Here is a 16,506-nt window from a genome sequence, read left to right on the forward strand (position 1 = left end):
CAACAACTTCGCATAAAATATTCTGAATTTTACTACATGTATTCTAGTTATCTAAAACTTATCTTACTAGTACAAATGTTGAAAGAGGCGCAACATTTAGCGTATTTCCTTTCACCGTACGAAGCGTTTTTGTTCCTGCCTGCTCACCGTCAACAAGTAATCTCCACGTTTTGTTAGAAGGCAACTGAACCGTTTTTGCTTGCTTATTTGCATTGTGAATCACCACTATTTCGTTTGCTTTATCTTTATTGGCTTTAGCATTTAATGTATAACCTACTACGTTTGCCGGTGCATCAACAAAGCGTAAATTTTGATGAATAGCTTCTGCACTCGTCATTCTAAATGAAGAATATTGCTTTCGAAGCGCAATAAGTCCCTTCATATAATCTACTTCTTGGCTGAAAGCTGCTCGGCGCTTCCAATCTAACTGATTGATAGAATCAGATGACTGGTAGCTATTATGGTCTCCGCCTTTTGTTCTCATAAACTCTTGACCTGCATGTATAAAGTTAATTCCTTGAGCTGTTAAAACAATTGAAGAAGCAAGCTTATGCATTTGCTTTCTCGTTTGCTCCGTATCAGCAGGGTTCGTTAACTGAAGTTTATCCCATAACGTATGGTTATCGTGTGCTTCTACATACGTGACAACTTGATCTGGATCTTCATACGTGGCAATTGAGCGATCATAATCTATTCCAGCTGCTATGCTTTGCTGTATGAGCTTTTCTTGTCCTTGCTTCCCATTAACAAATCCACTGTCACGATCAAAAAACACGCTTCCTTTAAGGCCATCTCGAATTCCGTCATTAAAGTGAGCTACGCGCTTCATATCCTGAGCGTTTTTCTGGTTAGCTTTTAGCTCAGCATCAAGCTCCGTTCCTAGATCCCACCCCTCTCCTAGTATGATAATAGAGGGATCAATTTCATCTAACTGTTTTCTCACTTCATTCATTGTCTTTGTATCGTGAATTCCCATTAAATCAAATCGAAACCCATCAATATGATACTCTTTTGCCCAATAAGTAACAGAATCTACAATAAACTTTCGAACCATTTCCCGTTCAGAAGCCGTGTCGTTTCCAACACCGGTTCCGTTGGATAGCGTTCCATCTTCTTTATAACGGAAGTAGTAGCCTGGAACTAATTTATCAAAGCTATGCTCACTCACTGCATACACATGATTATAGACAACGTCCATTACCATACGAAGCTGCTTGTCGTGAAGCGTTTGAATCATTTGTTTAAGTTCAATAATTCTAGTCTTAGGATTATACGGGTTTGTTGAATAGGAACCTTCTGGCACGTTATAATTTTTTGGATCGTATCCCCAGTTAAACTGCGGCTCGTTTAATTTGGTTTCGTCTACCGTACGATAATCATAAATAGGTAGGAACTGAACATGCGTTACCCCTAAGTCTTTAATATGACTGAGTCCCGTTTTTACTCCATTTGGTCCTTTCGTATTCCACTCCGCTACGCCTAAATATTTCCCTTTATTTTTGATACCGCTCTCTTTTTGAGACGATAAATCTCGTACGTGTAGTTCATAGATAATCGCATCTTCTGGTTTTTTAAATTTTGGCTTATTTGTACTCCAATTTCTCGGTTTGGTCTTAGCCAAATCTACGACAACTCCACGATCTCCATTCACCGTTGTTGCTCGTACATATGGATCAACCGCTTCGTTCCAACTGTTTCCAATTTTCACTTTGTACGTATAAATTAGTTCATCTTGATTTCCTTTTAACTCCGCTTTCCACGTTCCTTTTTCACTTTTAGTCATAGAAATTTCTTTTACTGCTTTCGAGTTCCATGACGAATAGGTCACTAGCTTTGCTTCGCTTGCGGTTGGAGCCCATACGCGAAAATTCGTTTGTTTCTTAGAATATGTGTTTCCTAAATCATTTCCGCTGTACGCATACTTTTCGTCAAATTCTTTTGTGCGAACGACATTTCCATTGACTACATCAGCTGATCCGTATCCTTTTTGCTTAACTCTATACGTTTTTGTAACATCCAAAGGCTGTTTTGTTATGATTTTAACTTTAGTAGTAACAGAGTCTCCCCCATCTTTATAAGGTATCACTTTCTCAATTTGAGCTCCGTCGATTTCAATGTCTCCTAAGCTCTTAGAAGAGTCAAACGGGACATTGGTTTCTAAGGTAATTTGATTAAATGTATCCATAGTCGCTTTCGTGATTTTCCGAGTGATATCAACTCCCGTTCTATCATAATAAATTCGATTTTGTCCTTGAACAATCCATATTTCTACATTCCCAGCTTTACCAATCTTGGTAATAAAACGATCTTCACCGTCTTTCTTTTCCCAATCATTGTCACTAGTAGAATGGCGTACAATAAAACCAATTTTGTCAAATAAATTACCACCTTCACTGTTAAGTGTGTAAGTTGCTCTCTTCCCAAAATTCGTGTCTTCTGTAAATTCAATTTGCTTGCCTTCTTTTTGATTACCTGGCCACGTCCAAATATTCCACCCGCTGTACTCTCCGTCATATCGATGATAATTTAAGGTCACGTTTACTTTATCAAACTTCGGTAAATCTCGGTATTCACCGTCAGGAGGAGACGTATATGTATGTTCATCTCCGCTTTTCACCCATACCTCCCCTTCACCGTTTTCTACTGAAATGAAGCGGTCTCCTCCATCTTTTTCCCACGACTCTGTTCGAACAATAAAACCTACTTTGTCATAGGTACTAGGTAATTCAATTTCCGCTACTTTTCCAAATTGGTCTTCCCCTGTAAATGCGTAAGGTTTCCCTTCTCCGCCTTCAGGAAAAACCCATAATCCCCATTCCTTTGTATCGTTTGAAGCAGGCTGATAGTGAATGGTGATTTTTGCTGTGTCTGCTGCAGATGCAAACGATTGCATAAACGGGCTAAAAAAAGAGCTTACTAGTAAGAGTAAAGCCGTCATTACCATTGCATATTTAGTCCAACTACGTTTCAATTAAAACCCTCCCGTAAAATAGAGTACGTACACATTTTTCACTATAACCTTTTTTGAGAGCGTTATCATAAGTATTTTTTCCTATTTTATGTGAATAAAGAAAAAAATCCATAGTCAACAATGTTAACTATGGATACCGCATCTCTTTTTACACTTCTGCTGTTTCAGGTGAGATGGTTTGGTCGTTGTACACGTTTGTATCTAGCTCTTTTGTTAGTTTACTAGTTACCACTCCAGCTGTCATACTTCCACTTACATTAAGCGCCGTACGCCCCATATCAATCAATGGCTCTACTGAAATTAATAATCCCGCTAGCGCTACGGGCAAATTCATAGAAGATAATACAAGTAAAGCCGCAAATGTAGCTCCTCCGCCAACACCTGCTACGCCAAATGAACTAATTGCTACAATGGCAATTAACGTGAAAATAAATGAAGGTGTTAAGGGATCAATCCCTACTGTTGGTGCAATCATAACGGCTAACATAGCTGGATATATTCCAGCGCATCCATTTTGACCAATCGTAAGGCCAAATGTGCCTGCAAAATTTGCAATTCCTTCTGGAACTCCTAACTGTCTCGTTTGTGTGTTAACGTTCAAAGGTAATGCTCCAGCACTTGTACGAGAAGTAAAGGCAAACGCTAATACAGGAAATACTTTCTTAACGTAAGTGATTGGATTTACACCTATGATTGTTAGAAGGAGTAAGTGAACAATAAACATAGCTGCCAATGCCACATATGATGCTACAACAAATTTTCCAAGTTTAACAATCGCATCAATATCACTCGTTGCCACTGTTTTTGTCATAATTGCAAGTACCCCATAAGGAGTTAAACGAAGAATTAGTGTCACTACACGCATCACAATTACATAAAGCGTATCAATAATTTTTGAAAATAACGCTGCTTCCTCCGGCTTTTTACGCTTCACACCTAAATAAGCAATTCCAACAAATGCTGCAAAGAGGACAACGCCAATCGTGGAAGTTGAACGTGCGCCTGTTAAATCAAGAAACGGGTTAGCTGGTAATATCTCTACTACTTGCTGCGGGATTGTTTTTGCTTCTAAACTAGATAAATTGTTTTCTAAGTCCTCTCCGCGCTGAAGTTCAGCTTCTCCTTTTGTGATTTGAACAGATTCTAAATTAAAACTCGTCGTTGTAAAAATACCAATAGCAGCTGCTATCGCTGTTGTCACAAGCAAAATCCCGATAATTAAACTACTAATCTTTCCAATATTACTCGTTAATTTTAAGCGAGTGAATGCTGCTACAATCGATACAAATACAAGCGGCATGACAATCATTTGAAGAAACTTAACATATCCGCTTCCTACAATGCTAAACCAATCGGCCGTCGTTATTGTTACTTCATGAGCCGGACCATATACCCACTGAAGAGCAAAACCAAAGATAATCCCTAGTCCAAGCGCCGTAAATACACGCTTTGAAAATGACACGTGTTTTTTCTGCATCATAAACAGCCCAGCAAGCAACGCCAGCATAATAAGGATGTTTAGAATGACTAATAAGTTATTCATAGATGTTCCCCCTATAATTTTTTCCATAAATTATGTCTCTATTACTTATAATATAACAATACCAATAAGTCAACTAGGTTTTGTATCTTTTTCCAAAGACAGTTTTTTTTGAATAATCTTGACAAAACAAAAAAAGCTAAGGGTTTCCCTTAGCCTTCTATTTTACTCTTGTATGTACTCCAGTGATCTTTCTTTTGTCACATCGGATGTACTATATTTATATATACAATTACATTTCATATAATTCATTTAGCCATTTTACAAACAAATGTCTAGGTAATTCTAATTCGTGAAGCTCGACATATTGAATATCAGATAAAGTCGTTCCTCTAGCCATATAAAAGTACCACTGCCAGCCAATATCTTTAGCAATGGCAAAGGATTTAGCTAGATCTTGTCTATTGTCTGCCTGCTGCATATCATTCATCCACTGCGTTTCATCCGCTTCGTACTCATAATAATGGAGAGTGTATTTATCACACCAATAAGCAAGGTCTTGATGGGAAAACGGATTTTCTCCGTCACATACTTGAAGCAATAGCATTCTTAAATTTTCCGGTGTATACGGTAATATAATTTTTTGATCTGCACGTCTCATTTTGCTACCTTCCTGACATGTTCATTTCTTTTATTACATCATGTACGGCCGCGTTTAGCAATAAAAAATGGATGACGTTTTCATTACTTTTCGTTTACAACATTTCATTTGCTTGCGAAAACAGCCTTATCTTTAAGATAAAGAGGCAGTTCAATTTTAACAATCGTTCCTTTTTTCTGTTCACTCTCAATCTTCAGGGTACCGTGATGATCATGAATGATTTTAGAGCTGATCGTTAATCCAAGACCCATTCCTTTTTCTTTTAAAGTAAAAAACGGTTCTCCTATATGTTCTAGGCGGTCTTTAGAAATTCCTACTCCTTCATCTCTCACTTCTATACAAATATGATCATCATGCGCTGATTTAATTACAATATAAATATTCCCAGGTTTATCCATGGATTCGATTGCGTTTTTAAAAACATTAAGTAATACTTGAATAAGATGATTTTTATTTCCGTATACACTAGCGCTATGTGTTTGTTCATCGTACAGGAAGTCAATGTTTTTCAATAAAGCTTCATGGGAAGTTAAGCTCATTACATACTTAACCGCTTCTGTAAGAGAAAACACTCGAAAATGTTCACTTTCAGGCTTTGACAAAAGGAGCATTTCACTGACAATGCCATTAATTCGCTCCAGCTCATCAAGCATGATATTAGCATACCCTATCGCGGATCGGTCTGTTTCTTTCATGAGCTGAACAAATCCTTTGATACTTGTAAGGGGATTTCTAATTTCATGGGCAATCCCAGCAGCTAATTCACCTACTACAGAAAGCTTTTCCTTTTTTATCAGAAGTTCTTCCGCAAGCTTTTGCTGAGTAATATCTCGTCCAATCGTGATAAGAGCTTTTCTTGAGCCGTCTTCAAAAAACACAGGTACTTTAATAACATCAAATGTTTTGACGTCGCCGTTTGGTATTTCAAATGCTTCTTCCGTGCGCACCTTTTCCTTTTTTATCCAAGCTTCTTCATCCGACGAAATACAGTGCAAGAAGGCGGATTGAAAGAAAGGCACAAGCTCTCCAAGCTCTGCATCTGTTTTACCTTTGTAATCAATGCCCTTTAAATGATAAAGTTCTCTTCCAAAATCGTTCACCGCCACCCATTTGCCATCTCCATCTTTAAAACAAATAAAATCCGGCATTGAATTTATTAATGTCGCAAGCTGATACTGTTCATCAGATACCTGTGTATGAACCGAACGCTTATGAAGTAAATAAACCGTGCTGGCTGTTACGCCTACTAGTAAAATATCTTTTATTAAATTGCTAAGAGCGTATGCTCCTTTGAAAAATTCCATTGTTTGAAAGACGACGTACACCCCTAAAAGCAGAAGACCCGCTATTGCCGCTGCTTTTCGTACATCCTCCCTATTTTTTTTCAACATTTCCCACCAGCCTTTTTTTTCACATTCATACTCTCTATATTTTCTCAATTAAGTTCTGAAAATTCTTCTCACTTTTAAACTAGTTTACCTCATTTTTTTATTCTTATCTAATACCTTTTTTTATTACTTTTGACATAGTTTCCTTTATCTCCTTTATTTTTTCCATATTTTTGTTTTAATTGAATTATTTTCTCTACTAAAATAGGAAATTAGATACGGAATAATATGGAACATTTAGGCAATACTACTCTTTTTTGTATTTTCTTAATATTGTAAATTCGAATAGTACCAACTACATCGATAAATTTAGGGGGATTTTAATGAAAAAAACTGTAATTTCTTTGGCCGTAGCAACAAGTTTGACTCTATCTTTTACAAGTGTACAAGCTGCTACTTCTGCTTCTGTAAATGCCGCTCACAATCAAAGCTCTGAACAAAAAGTATTGAAAAAAGTCAGTGCTGAGAAAATTTATCAAGACATTGCGTATCTCTCAAAAAAACCTCGTGTGGCAGGAACTGAATCTGAACGCGAAGCTGCTACGTTTGTTCAAAATCGTTTGTCTAGACTAGGCTATCAAAGCGCAGTAGGGCCTTTTACATTCACCGGTTACACACCAGCAGCTAGTTTTTCACTAAGCGTAAACGGTACAAGTTACTCTCCAACAACTTTTACTTATAGCACCAACGGAAATGTTACAGCTGAAATTGTAGATGGAGGGCTTGGTACAAAAGATAATTTAGCAAACAAAGATGTGAAAAATAAAATTGTATTAGTTCAGCGAGGCTCTATTACTTTTGGCGAAAAAGTATTAAACGCTGCTGAAAAAGGTGCTACAGCCGTTATTATTTTTAATAATACAGACGGTGAGCTAAACGGAACGCTTGGCGGCGCTAATGATAACTACATCCCGTCTCTTGCTGTTACCAAAGAAGAAGGTGAAAAAATTCTTACTTCTATTCAAAAAGGCGAAAAGCCTTCGGGTACAGTAAAAATTGAAGGAGCTGTTGTAAGTGAGCGAACATCTTATAACGTAACAGCCACTAAGCCTTCTACTTTTGAAAAAAAAGGAACAAATGATATTATTGTAGTAGGTGCTCATCACGATTCTGTGGCGGGAGCGCCTGGAGCAAATGACGATGCTTCTGGAACAGCAATGGTGCTTGAATTAGCGCGCGTATTTAAAACTCTTCCTACTGATACAGAACTGCGATTTGTTACATTCGGAGCTGAAGAAGTAGGCTTACTAGGATCCGAGCATTATGTTAGCGAGCTATCTGAAGATGAGAAGAATCGTATTGTTGGAATGTTTAATTTAGACATGGTAGGAAGTCGAGATGCGGGAGATTTGGTGATGAATACAGCTGATGGAACACCGAACCTTGTTACCGAATTAGCTCAAGCTTCAAGCACAAGATTAAATGGAGAACCTACGCCATTCCAAGCTGGCGGCCGCAGTGATCACGTTCCGTTTGCAGAGGTAGGAATACCGTCTGCTCTATTTATTCACAGCCCGTCTGAACCTTGGTATCATACGCCTGAAGATACCCTTGATAAAATAAGCAAAGAAAAACTTCAGGACGTAGCTGAGATTGTGGGAACAGCTATTTACGATCGTGCCCGTCCTGACCATCAAGGTTCTTTAGGTAAAAAAAGCGCAACATTTAAAGCTCCTCATCTTTATCACGAGCAAGATATCAAATAATAATCTATCCCTGTTATTTATACATGACCAAAAAGAGATGTTCCTGCATCTCTTTTTTTTGTTAAGCAGATTTCTCAAGGTTTTAAACCCACTATGCTACAATTATTATAGAGGAACCTCCCTTATTGCTTACATAAAAATTTTGAACAAAAGAGGTGTATTTTTTGGATTTTACGGTAGACCATTCAATTCTTTTATTATCTATTCTCCTTGTCATAGGCGTACTTACTGCAAAATTCTCTACTCGCCTTGGGGTCCCTTCGCTTGTACTCTTTATTATTATAGGAATGGTTGTTAGTCACTACATCTATTTTGACAATGCTCTTTTAACACAAGGATTCGGAATATTAGCGCTTATCGTTATTCTTTTTGATGGCGGCGTGCAGACCAAATGGAAAGATGTCAAACGCGTGGTTCGTCCTTCCGTTTCATTAGCTACTGTCGGGGTCCTCATCACCACAGTGTTAACTGGTCTACTTGCCAAATATATTTTAGGCGTTACTTGGCTTGAAGGCTTTTTATTTGGGGCAATCGTTGGCTCCACAGATGCTGCGGCTGTGTTCTCTGTACTAGGAACACAAAATATCCGACAAAAACTAAACTCCACACTAGAAGCAGAATCTGGTTCCAATGATCCGATGGCTATCTTCTTAACCGTTTCTATTATCGAATTAATTCAACATCCAGACTCTCCTATCCTTTCATTAATCCTTAATTTCTTTTGGCAAATGGGAATCGGACTGCTACTTGGTTTAGTACTTGGGAAAGCATCCGTTTGGATTATTAATCGAATTAATTTGGACTCTTCAGGACTTTACCCTGTGCTTACATTGTCATTGGCTGCTCTAACCTATGGAATTTCTACATTTGTAGAAGCAAGCGGTCTACTTGCTGTATATGTAATGGCTGTAGTGGTAGGAAATGCAGATCTAACTTATCGTCATACAATTGTCCGCTTTAACGAAGGTTTTGCATGGATGATGCAAATTTTAATGTTTATTCTACTCGGACTTCTCGTCTTTCCTAATCAACTGCTAGATATTATTTGGCAGGGTATACTGTTATCTCTTTTACTTATGTTTATCGCTCGCCCATTCGGCGTATTTCTTTCTATGATGTTCGCTAAATACTCATCTAAAGAAAAGCTTTTTATTTCTTGGGCTGGTTTAAAAGGAGCTGTTCCAATCGTATTGGCTACTTATCCTATGATGGCAGGTTTGGAGAAGAGCACGCTCATTTTTAACGTCGTTTTCTTTGTCGTCTTAACTTCCGCTCTTCTTCAAGGATCCACAATCGCTCCTTTAGCTAAATTTTTAAATCTTTCTCAAGGTGAAAAAGAAACGGTTCCTCACAGTCTCGAGCTTGTTTCGATGGGTAAAACTAAAAATGAAATGATTGAGTTGAAGCTGGTGGAACATGCAGATATATCAGGAAAATCGCTTGAAGAACTTCATCTCCCTGAAGATATTTTAGTGACCGCTGTTATTCGAGAGGATAAGTTACTTACACCTAGAGGGAATACACAAATTTTTGCAGGCGATACATTATATATTCTTATTTCGAAGAAAAAACGAGATAAAGTAAAAGCTTTTTTCCAAAGAAATACGGCTGATATTAACGAAAGAGAAGGAAAAACTAGCTAAAAAATGACGAAAGCTTTTCATAAGAAAACAGCACCCACTTATTGAACGGAGTGCTGTTTTTGCTGCTGCATTAAGTAAAGAGATTTATAATTGGGATGATGTTTTAAAAGTTCTGAGACGGTTACAAATTTATACCCTTCTTCCTTTAACTTCGGTAAAATTTGTTTTAATGCTTCAATGGTTTGAGTTCGATCTCCTCCAGTATCGTGAAACAACACAATATCTCCTGACCTGGCATGGTTAAGTACTTGACTTACAATTTTTCCTACACCTGGATTTCTCCAATCAAATGTGTCTTGATGCCAAGACCATAAAATAATGGTATATTGCTGATTCTTAGCAGCTTTTACTACCCTGTCATCATAATAGCCAGTAGGCGGACGAAATAGGTAAGGTTTTATTCCTGTAATAGCTTGTATACGTTCATCGGCTTTTTCAATTTCCTGTTCAATTCTCTCTACTTCCTGCCCCCTCACTTTCAAATGACTATATGTATGATTTGCAAGTTCATGCCCTTCACGAACTTCTCTTTGAGCAAGTTTGGGAAACAGCGTTATCCGATCGCCCACCACAAAAAAAGTTGCTTTAGCACCGTACTTTTGCAATAAATTTAAAATAGTCGGCGTATATTCAGGATCTGGCCCATCATCAAACGTAAGCGCAATTAACTTCTCATCTTTCATGGGAACTTCCCACACGATATCTCCTTTTTTTTCATAATAAAATCGGCTCTTCTTTGCAGCATCTGCCTGAATACCATAGAAATTAATGGAAATAATAATGATAATTGACAAGCACCATTTCACTCAATGACCTCCTTTTTTGTCTAGGTGTGATTCATGCGTATTGTCAATAAAGGCTTTAATACCTACTGCAAATAATCGTTCATCCCCCAAACACACGCGCTGCTGACGGCGATTAGCTGCAGAAGTTGATTTGCGATTTTTCATAGTCTTCTCTCCATTACTAATTGATTGTGTTTTTAGCTTTACCAAAAAGCCAAAAATAAACCTACAGGTTCCAACATGGCGAAAACATTTTTATATAGTAATTACACGCTGTTTAGCGTTTTGAATAGGAGATATATACATGCAAAAGTTTTATTTAACCTTTCTATTAATGATAAGCGGAACCATGGTTATAATGCCTTCTGTTAAAGCAATCAGTGAAAATAACGAGAAACATCAGCCGTTTACCGTAAGCGAACAAGGATATTCTATTTCATTGCCTGATGAATATACGCTTCAAAAAGAAGAAGACGGAAAAGATATTCTTTTTTCAAACAAGACTCCCTATACGTGGATGCGAATTGAAGTTCTATCTGGGAAAGAAAGTACAAGCAAATCATATCTAAATCGCTCAAAAAAATTGTTTGATAACCAGTTTGGAAAATCCTTAAAGACTTCTTCTAAGCCTCTATTTATTCAACCCGTTTTGTTTGCTTCTACAACTGAGAGTAAAAAAGAAACGGCAAAGCTATATGTACTAAGAGAAACAAAGGGGCACCCTGCTTTAAAAATTACGATGGTTACCGCTAAAAACTCTAATGATGAAAAAAAGTTAATTTCAATTGTTAACTCAGTAAAAACGCATGAATGAAAGTAGATAAGGAAGCTACCTATGAAAAAAAGATATTTCTTATTTGCTTTATATGTTTGGTGAGTGGCTGCTCAACTGCTTTTCGTGAAAATCCTATCAACACACAAGAAGAAACTCTAAGAGAACGCTTGCCACAGCAAAAATTTACCTACCCTTACAAAGGAAGCAGTAGAACAGATGTGGGTTATCTCAAAAAGAGCACGAATCAAAACTATACACTTTACGTACTGGAAGGATACGAGTTTGAAGAAGAAGAGCCTCGAAAAGATGTCATTTACAATAGAAAAAATGATACTTTGTGGATGAGGATTGAAGTGTTTCCAACAAATAAAAGTGTAAAGGAGCTCAATAAAGAAACAAAAGAAATTTTAAGAGCTGATTTTCCGAAAGTGGCCTCCCTTGATACTCACCTCATTCACCATCATTTGGAGATAGAAGCTGCGTACAAAGCCTCGGATGATAAAAGTAATGCCTATGCTTTTCTCGTTCGAAAGCAAAATCATCAGCCTGCTTTCCGGTTAACTATCTTTGCTCCTAAATCCGAAAGGGATTTAACTCCGTTTTTAGAAATGGCGAGAACGCTTCAACATGCGTAGATAATTTAAAAAAGTCGGTTTACAAAGTGTAAACCGACTTTTTCTCTATTTTAAATCTAATAATTTGGTTTTTAAGTCTTTTTCCATTTGATACAGCTCTGATTCTGCTTCGGTACGCTTCGTACGTCCTTCTTCTTGAATCTTTAGTACTTCTTCTAACGTGGTAATCAAATCGGACTGCGTTTTTTTCAACGTTTCAATATCGACAATCCCCGCCTCGTTTTCACGAGCTACTTCAATCGTATTCTGCTTGAGCAGCTCTGAATTTTTAGTAAGCAAGTCATTTGTTGTCTTAGATACTTGCTTTTGTGCTTCCATTGCTTTCTTTTGGCGTAATAAAGTCGTTGCGATTACCACTTGATTTTTCCAAAGTGGAATAGCTGTTAAAATGGAGCTTTGGATTTTTTCCACAAGAGTCTGATTGACTTCTTGAATTAACCGAATCTGCGGTGCACTTTGAATTGCAATTTGACGGCTCAGTTTTAAATCATGCACTCGTTTTTCTAGCCTATTGATAAATTGATTTAAATCATTGACCTCCTGAGCCATCAAATAGTCATTTTTTTGGGCTGCTATTTGCTGAAGCTGAGGCATTGTTTCATTTTGCAACGCCACCAGCTTGTATTCTGCCGCTGCAATATAGACGTTAAGCGCCTCGTAAAACTGTCTATTTTTATCATATAAGCTGTCTAGCATCGTAATGTCTCGATACAGCATTTGTTTTGAGCGCTCTAATTTATCTGCAATTTTATCAATTTCAACATTAATACTTTGATATTTTGTTAATAAATTTTGAATAGGCCTAGAGACTCCCGAAAACAATCGACCGATGACTCCTTTTTTCTTTGAAGAAAAATCGTCGGGATTCACTTGGCGAATCTTATTCATCAAATCTCCTATAACGTCTCCTACTGGTCCCGTATCTTTCGTTTGAACATGCTGTAGTACGGATTGAGAAAACTGTGATAGTTCTGACTGAGCTGCTACCCCGTACTGTAGAATAGCCTGCTGATTTTTATAATCAATTTGATTTGCGATTTTCTGTGCTTTTTCCTGATATTCCGGTGCCAAATTGTCATATGTGTTTCTTTTTGCAGCGCGAGAGTCCGATTGTAACTGTGGAGTAGGCGATGCAAAAGGATCATCAAGAAGCGCATCTAACGATTGGTTTTGATCGTATTCTTTCATCATAAAATCCCATCCTTTGCATTTACATTACTTTGTGCGATTAGTAGCTGTCGGTATATACGGCTGCTCCTCTTCAAATGCTTGTTTTAGTACTTTAAGCTCTACATCTAATGTCAACTTATCTTGTGAAAGTGCATTTGTTAATAAATGCTCATACTTCCCTGATAACCCGCGCAGCATATCTTCCGCTTCATGAAGACTTTCTTTTACTTCTATGCTTTTCGTTGGTTTTGATAATAAAAACGTATACCTTTCAATGACGGTAACCGTTGATTGTAAGTAGTTCGTAAAAAACGGCTGAACGTCCTTATATCGTGCCGGCTCTTTTTCTACCATTTCAATGATGCTTTTGCCTACCTTGTATAGTTTAGAAAGTTCTGTCCACATATGAACAGATCGAATTTTAAAACGGTAGCTTCCAATAGTTCTTAATTGCTTTCTTGCCTCTTTCACTTGATGACGAACGTATGCGATTTCTTCTCTATACGGATTTTGATAATGACGTCGAGCACTGCTCACAATAAAAAACACGCTCATCACGATCATGACTCCTATGCTAATGCCAAAGGATTGAATAATCGTGGTGTTAAATCCAAAATAGCTGACCGGAACGGCTACTGCTCCTGTTGCCCAAATGGCAAGAATCTTTTTTATGATTCGAACGACTTTCATCGCTTTCACTCCTATCTTAAATGTGACCGAACTTTTAAACGTATACATATTATACCATTGTCGTTCCGTCTCTTAAAACGATTACTGTTATAATTTATATACGGATAAAACCTTTAAAAGTTTCACAAAACAAAAAAACAGGCAGCTTTTATAGCTGCCTGTTTTTTATTAATCTTCGCGCTTGTTGTAATCATACTTCGAACGTTCAATTGGTTTGAACCCTTCTGGTGTATGAAAGCGGAGTAAGTCTCCATAAACAAGTTTATCTGATAGTTCTAGCTTTTTCTTAACTAGTTCATCATACTTATCATACTGTTTCGCTTCCTTATCTGAAAGCTGCTGGCCGGTTGCATTGTCATACACTTTTTGATCAACTTTTGTGACCTTTGGTGTAACAAAGTCGCCGTTACGGAAAGGTACAACTTGCTGATGTTCTTTTGATAATAAGTCTGTACCAAAGTCAATATAGTCTTTTGTATCAAGACCTAATAAATGCATCACTGTTGGGCGAACATCTACATCTCCACCGTACGTATGATTTACGCCGCCTTTCAGACCTGGTGAAGTAATGAATAATGGGACGCGCTGCAGTTGAGCTTGTTCAAAATCATTGATGTTTTTGCCCATTACTTTACCCATCGCGCGCTTATGATTTTCAGAAATACCGTAGTGGTCACCGTACATCACAACCATCGTATTGTCTGCTAAACCAGAGGCTTGTAAGTCCTCAAAGAATTGCTTGATTGATTCATCCAAATAACGAGCCGTTTGGAAGTATTGGTCAACTGACTTATCTCCCGTATTGTGAGGCCCAATCGTTTGGTCTTCCTTATCTAGCGGATAAGGGAAGTGATTTGATAACGTAATGAACTTCGCACTAAATGGCTGCTTTAAGCCTTTTAGGTACGGCATTGATTCTTTGAAGAATGGTTTATCTTTTAAACCATAGTTCAGCGTATCTTCTTCTGACATGTTGTAATAAGCTGAATCAAAGAATTTTTCTACACCCATTGATTTATACATTTCATCACGGTTCCAGAACGATTTTCCATTTCCGTGGAACACAGACGTTGTATAGCCCTGCTGATCTAGAATACCAGATAGCGACTGATAGGTGTTATTTGCTTTTGTTGTAAATACAGAACCTTGAGGTAAGCCGAATAATGAGTTCTCCATCATGAATTCAGCATCTGACGTTTTACCCTGCCCTGTTTGATGGAAGAAGTTATCGAAATACATTGTGTTCTGATCTTTTAATAGAGAATTCAAGAATGGCGTTACTTCCTCACCATTTAACTTATAACCAATCATAAATGACTGAAGTGACTCTAATGAAATATAGATAACGTTTTTGCCCTTTGCCTGCCCAAAATATTCTTTGTTCGGCTCAGCATATGTTGCTTTTGCATAGTTCTCTACCTCAGCTACATCACTGCTATCTGCTAGCGCGCGCTGTGCTGAAGATTTCGAGCTCTGAATGATGTCATAAATCGTATAGTTGTACGTTCCTAAATATTTCACTAAATAGTTGCGGTCAAATGTTCTCGTTAATAATTGAGGACGATCCATTTCCGCTAGTGCGATGTTGGCACTTAAGAATAAAATCCCTGATAGAAATACACCCGTCACAGTACGTCGACTAATTGTTGCTGGTAAGTCAACTTTTTTCCATAGTACTAAAACTAAAAGAATAAAGAAATCTGTAAAGTATAAAATATCAGTTGGGCTAATTAAAGCCATGGCACTGCCGCCTAATTGACCAAAGTTGTTTGACTGAGTCAATACAGGAACAGTAATAAAATCGTTAAAGAAGCGATAGTATACTACATTTGCGTACAAGATGAATGAAAGTAAAAAATTCATCCCAAGCAATGCTCGTACTTTTCCGCGCCCTTTAAATAGTAACGCAATGGCAAAAAAGAAAATTGCCGAACCAATTGGGTTAATGAAAAGTAAAAACTTTTGCATAAAATTATCTAGCCCTAAGTTAAATTCGATACGATAAACGGTATACGTTTTAATCCAAAACAACAAAACTGCAATTAGAAATAACGGCAGCTGTTTTGAAAAAATATTTTTACCGTTTGTCATGAGCTGTTTCATATTCCCACCTCTGTCTCTATTGAAATTTAAGCTCACTTTTATTTTTATAGTAACTGTAAAAAGAAATCTCCCTTACAAAAAATGTAAGAGAGCTAATCTGTTCTTTCACATTTTAACTCTTTTAAAAAAATTGTCAACACCATCACGTATAATTTTCACCAAGCGTGAGAAAATAACTACTTTCTTATTCCCAACATTATCTCCTTTCAAACAAAAACGAATCCTGCGCTTTTTTCTTCTCACTGTTTAATACGAACATCTTCTCTTTAGGTTCCCTATTTTATATTTATTTTTTATTTTGTCCACTATACATATATATTTAACGTTTGCTTTAGTTTTCCTTCTACCTTGCAAGAGAATGCATTAAAGCATTTGTGAATATTTGTTATATCACTACTTCTTTTTTCTTTTCTTTCTACAGTAAACCACATATTTTGAGTCATTTCTTTCTTCAGATATGAAAAAATGTGTCAGTTTGCATCGAAAATTTTTATTTTTT

13 protein-coding genes are annotated in these 16,506 nt (G+C 37.2%); 4 read left to right on the forward strand and 9 right to left on the reverse strand.

The window, feature by feature from the left end:
• Positions 1-58: 58 nt before the first annotated feature.
• The 4 genes from pulA to ACLHDF_RS17060 form a co-directional block, all read right to left on the reverse strand.
• Positions 59-2,944, reverse strand: coding sequence for a type I pullulanase (pulA, locus tag ACLHDF_RS17045; RefSeq protein WP_413920042.1), 2,886 nt, complete (start codon positions 2,942-2,944; stop codon positions 59-61).
• Between the two features lie 175 nt (positions 2,945-3,119).
• Positions 3,120-4,514, reverse strand: a complete 1,395-nt coding sequence (locus tag ACLHDF_RS17050) for an L-cystine transporter (RefSeq protein ID WP_413919898.1) — start codon at positions 4,512-4,514, stop codon at positions 3,120-3,122.
• A gap of 229 nt (positions 4,515-4,743) precedes the next feature.
• Positions 4,744-5,112 (reverse strand): hypothetical protein, encoded by a 369-nt coding sequence (locus tag ACLHDF_RS17055; protein ID WP_413919899.1) that lies wholly within the window; start codon positions 5,110-5,112, stop codon positions 4,744-4,746.
• Positions 5,113-5,216: 104 nt separating this feature from the next.
• Entirely contained in the window at positions 5,217-6,500 is a 1,284-nt protein-coding gene (locus ACLHDF_RS17060; RefSeq protein ID WP_413919900.1) for an ATP-binding protein, read from the reverse strand.
• A gap of 323 nt (positions 6,501-6,823) precedes the next feature.
• On the opposite strand from ACLHDF_RS17060, the gene ACLHDF_RS17065 reads away from it, so the two are divergent.
• Both ACLHDF_RS17065 and ACLHDF_RS17070 read left to right on the forward strand, forming a co-directional pair.
• Positions 6,824-8,206, forward strand: a complete 1,383-nt coding sequence (locus tag ACLHDF_RS17065) for a M28 family peptidase (RefSeq protein WP_413919901.1) — start codon at positions 6,824-6,826, stop codon at positions 8,204-8,206.
• Between the two features lie 164 nt (positions 8,207-8,370).
• Positions 8,371-9,849: a potassium/proton antiporter gene (locus ACLHDF_RS17070; RefSeq protein ID WP_413919902.1), complete on the forward strand. Its 1,479-nt coding sequence runs from the start codon at positions 8,371-8,373 to the stop codon at positions 9,847-9,849.
• 38 nt (positions 9,850-9,887) lie between these two features.
• On the opposite strand, the gene ACLHDF_RS17075 is transcribed toward ACLHDF_RS17070, so the two are convergent.
• Positions 9,888-10,655 carry a polysaccharide deacetylase family protein gene (locus ACLHDF_RS17075; protein WP_413919903.1) on the reverse strand — a complete coding sequence of 256 codons (768 nt, stop codon included), beginning with the start codon at positions 10,653-10,655 and terminating at the stop codon, positions 9,888-9,890.
• Positions 10,656-10,799 carry a hypothetical protein gene (locus tag ACLHDF_RS17080; RefSeq protein WP_013056734.1) on the reverse strand — a complete coding sequence of 48 codons (144 nt, stop codon included), beginning with the start codon at positions 10,797-10,799 and terminating at the stop codon, positions 10,656-10,658.
• Between the two features lie 139 nt (positions 10,800-10,938).
• On the opposite strand from ACLHDF_RS17080, the gene ACLHDF_RS17085 reads away from it, so the two are divergent.
• Positions 10,939-11,448, forward strand: a complete 510-nt coding sequence (locus tag ACLHDF_RS17085; protein WP_413919904.1) for a hypothetical protein — start codon at positions 10,939-10,941, stop codon at positions 11,446-11,448.
• Positions 11,445-12,044: a hypothetical protein gene (locus ACLHDF_RS17090; RefSeq protein WP_413919905.1), complete on the forward strand. Its 600-nt coding sequence runs from the start codon at positions 11,445-11,447 to the stop codon at positions 12,042-12,044. Before ACLHDF_RS17085 ends, ACLHDF_RS17090 begins: the two co-directional genes overlap by 4 nt.
• A 45-nt stretch (positions 12,045-12,089) precedes the next feature.
• Here ACLHDF_RS17090 and ACLHDF_RS17095 read toward each other — a convergent pair whose 3' ends face one another.
• The 3 genes from ACLHDF_RS17095 to ACLHDF_RS17105 form a co-directional block, all read right to left on the reverse strand.
• Positions 12,090-13,235 carry a toxic anion resistance protein gene (locus ACLHDF_RS17095; protein ID WP_413919906.1) on the reverse strand — a complete coding sequence of 382 codons (1,146 nt, stop codon included), beginning with the start codon at positions 13,233-13,235 and terminating at the stop codon, positions 12,090-12,092.
• 24 nt (positions 13,236-13,259) lie between these two features.
• A complete protein-coding gene (locus ACLHDF_RS17100) occupies positions 13,260-13,904 on the reverse strand; it encodes a 5-bromo-4-chloroindolyl phosphate hydrolysis family protein (protein WP_413919907.1) in 645 nt (214 codons plus the stop codon).
• A 168-nt stretch (positions 13,905-14,072) separates the two neighbouring features.
• On the reverse strand, positions 14,073-16,007 hold the full coding sequence (locus ACLHDF_RS17105) for an LTA synthase family protein (RefSeq protein WP_413919908.1): 1,935 nt from the start codon (positions 16,005-16,007) through the stop codon (positions 14,073-14,075).
• Between the last annotated feature and the right edge of the window lie 499 nt (positions 16,008-16,506).

Origin of the sequence: Priestia megaterium (assembly GCF_046599315.1) — a bacterium.
GTDB lineage: Bacteria > Bacillota > Bacilli > Bacillales > Bacillaceae_H > Priestia > Priestia megaterium_F.

Bases quoted from the DNA above. Each gene is read 5' to 3' on its own strand.
- pulA (WP_413920042.1), bottom strand. From the start codon at position 2,944: ATGGTAATGACGGCTTTACTCTTACTAGTAAGCTCTTTTTTTAGCCCG.
- ACLHDF_RS17050 (WP_413919898.1), bottom strand. From the start codon at position 4,514: ATGAATAACTTATTAGTCATTCTAAACATCCTTATTATGCTGGCGTTG.
- ACLHDF_RS17055 (WP_413919899.1), bottom strand. From the start codon at position 5,112: ATGAGACGTGCAGATCAAAAAATTATATTACCGTATACACCGGAAAAT.
- ACLHDF_RS17065 (WP_413919901.1), top strand. From the start codon at position 6,824: ATGAAAAAAACTGTAATTTCTTTGGCCGTAGCAACAAGTTTGACTCTA.
- ACLHDF_RS17080 (WP_013056734.1), bottom strand. From the start codon at position 10,799: ATGAAAAATCGCAAATCAACTTCTGCAGCTAATCGCCGTCAGCAGCGC.
- ACLHDF_RS17085 (WP_413919904.1), top strand. From the start codon at position 10,939: ATGCAAAAGTTTTATTTAACCTTTCTATTAATGATAAGCGGAACCATG.
- ACLHDF_RS17090 (WP_413919905.1), top strand. From the start codon at position 11,445: ATGAAAGTAGATAAGGAAGCTACCTATGAAAAAAAGATATTTCTTATT.
- ACLHDF_RS17095 (WP_413919906.1), bottom strand. From the start codon at position 13,235: ATGATGAAAGAATACGATCAAAACCAATCGTTAGATGCGCTTCTTGAT.
- ACLHDF_RS17100 (WP_413919907.1), bottom strand. From the start codon at position 13,904: ATGAAAGTCGTTCGAATCATAAAAAAGATTCTTGCCATTTGGGCAACA.
- ACLHDF_RS17105 (WP_413919908.1), bottom strand. From the start codon at position 16,007: ATGAAACAGCTCATGACAAACGGTAAAAATATTTTTTCAAAACAGCTG.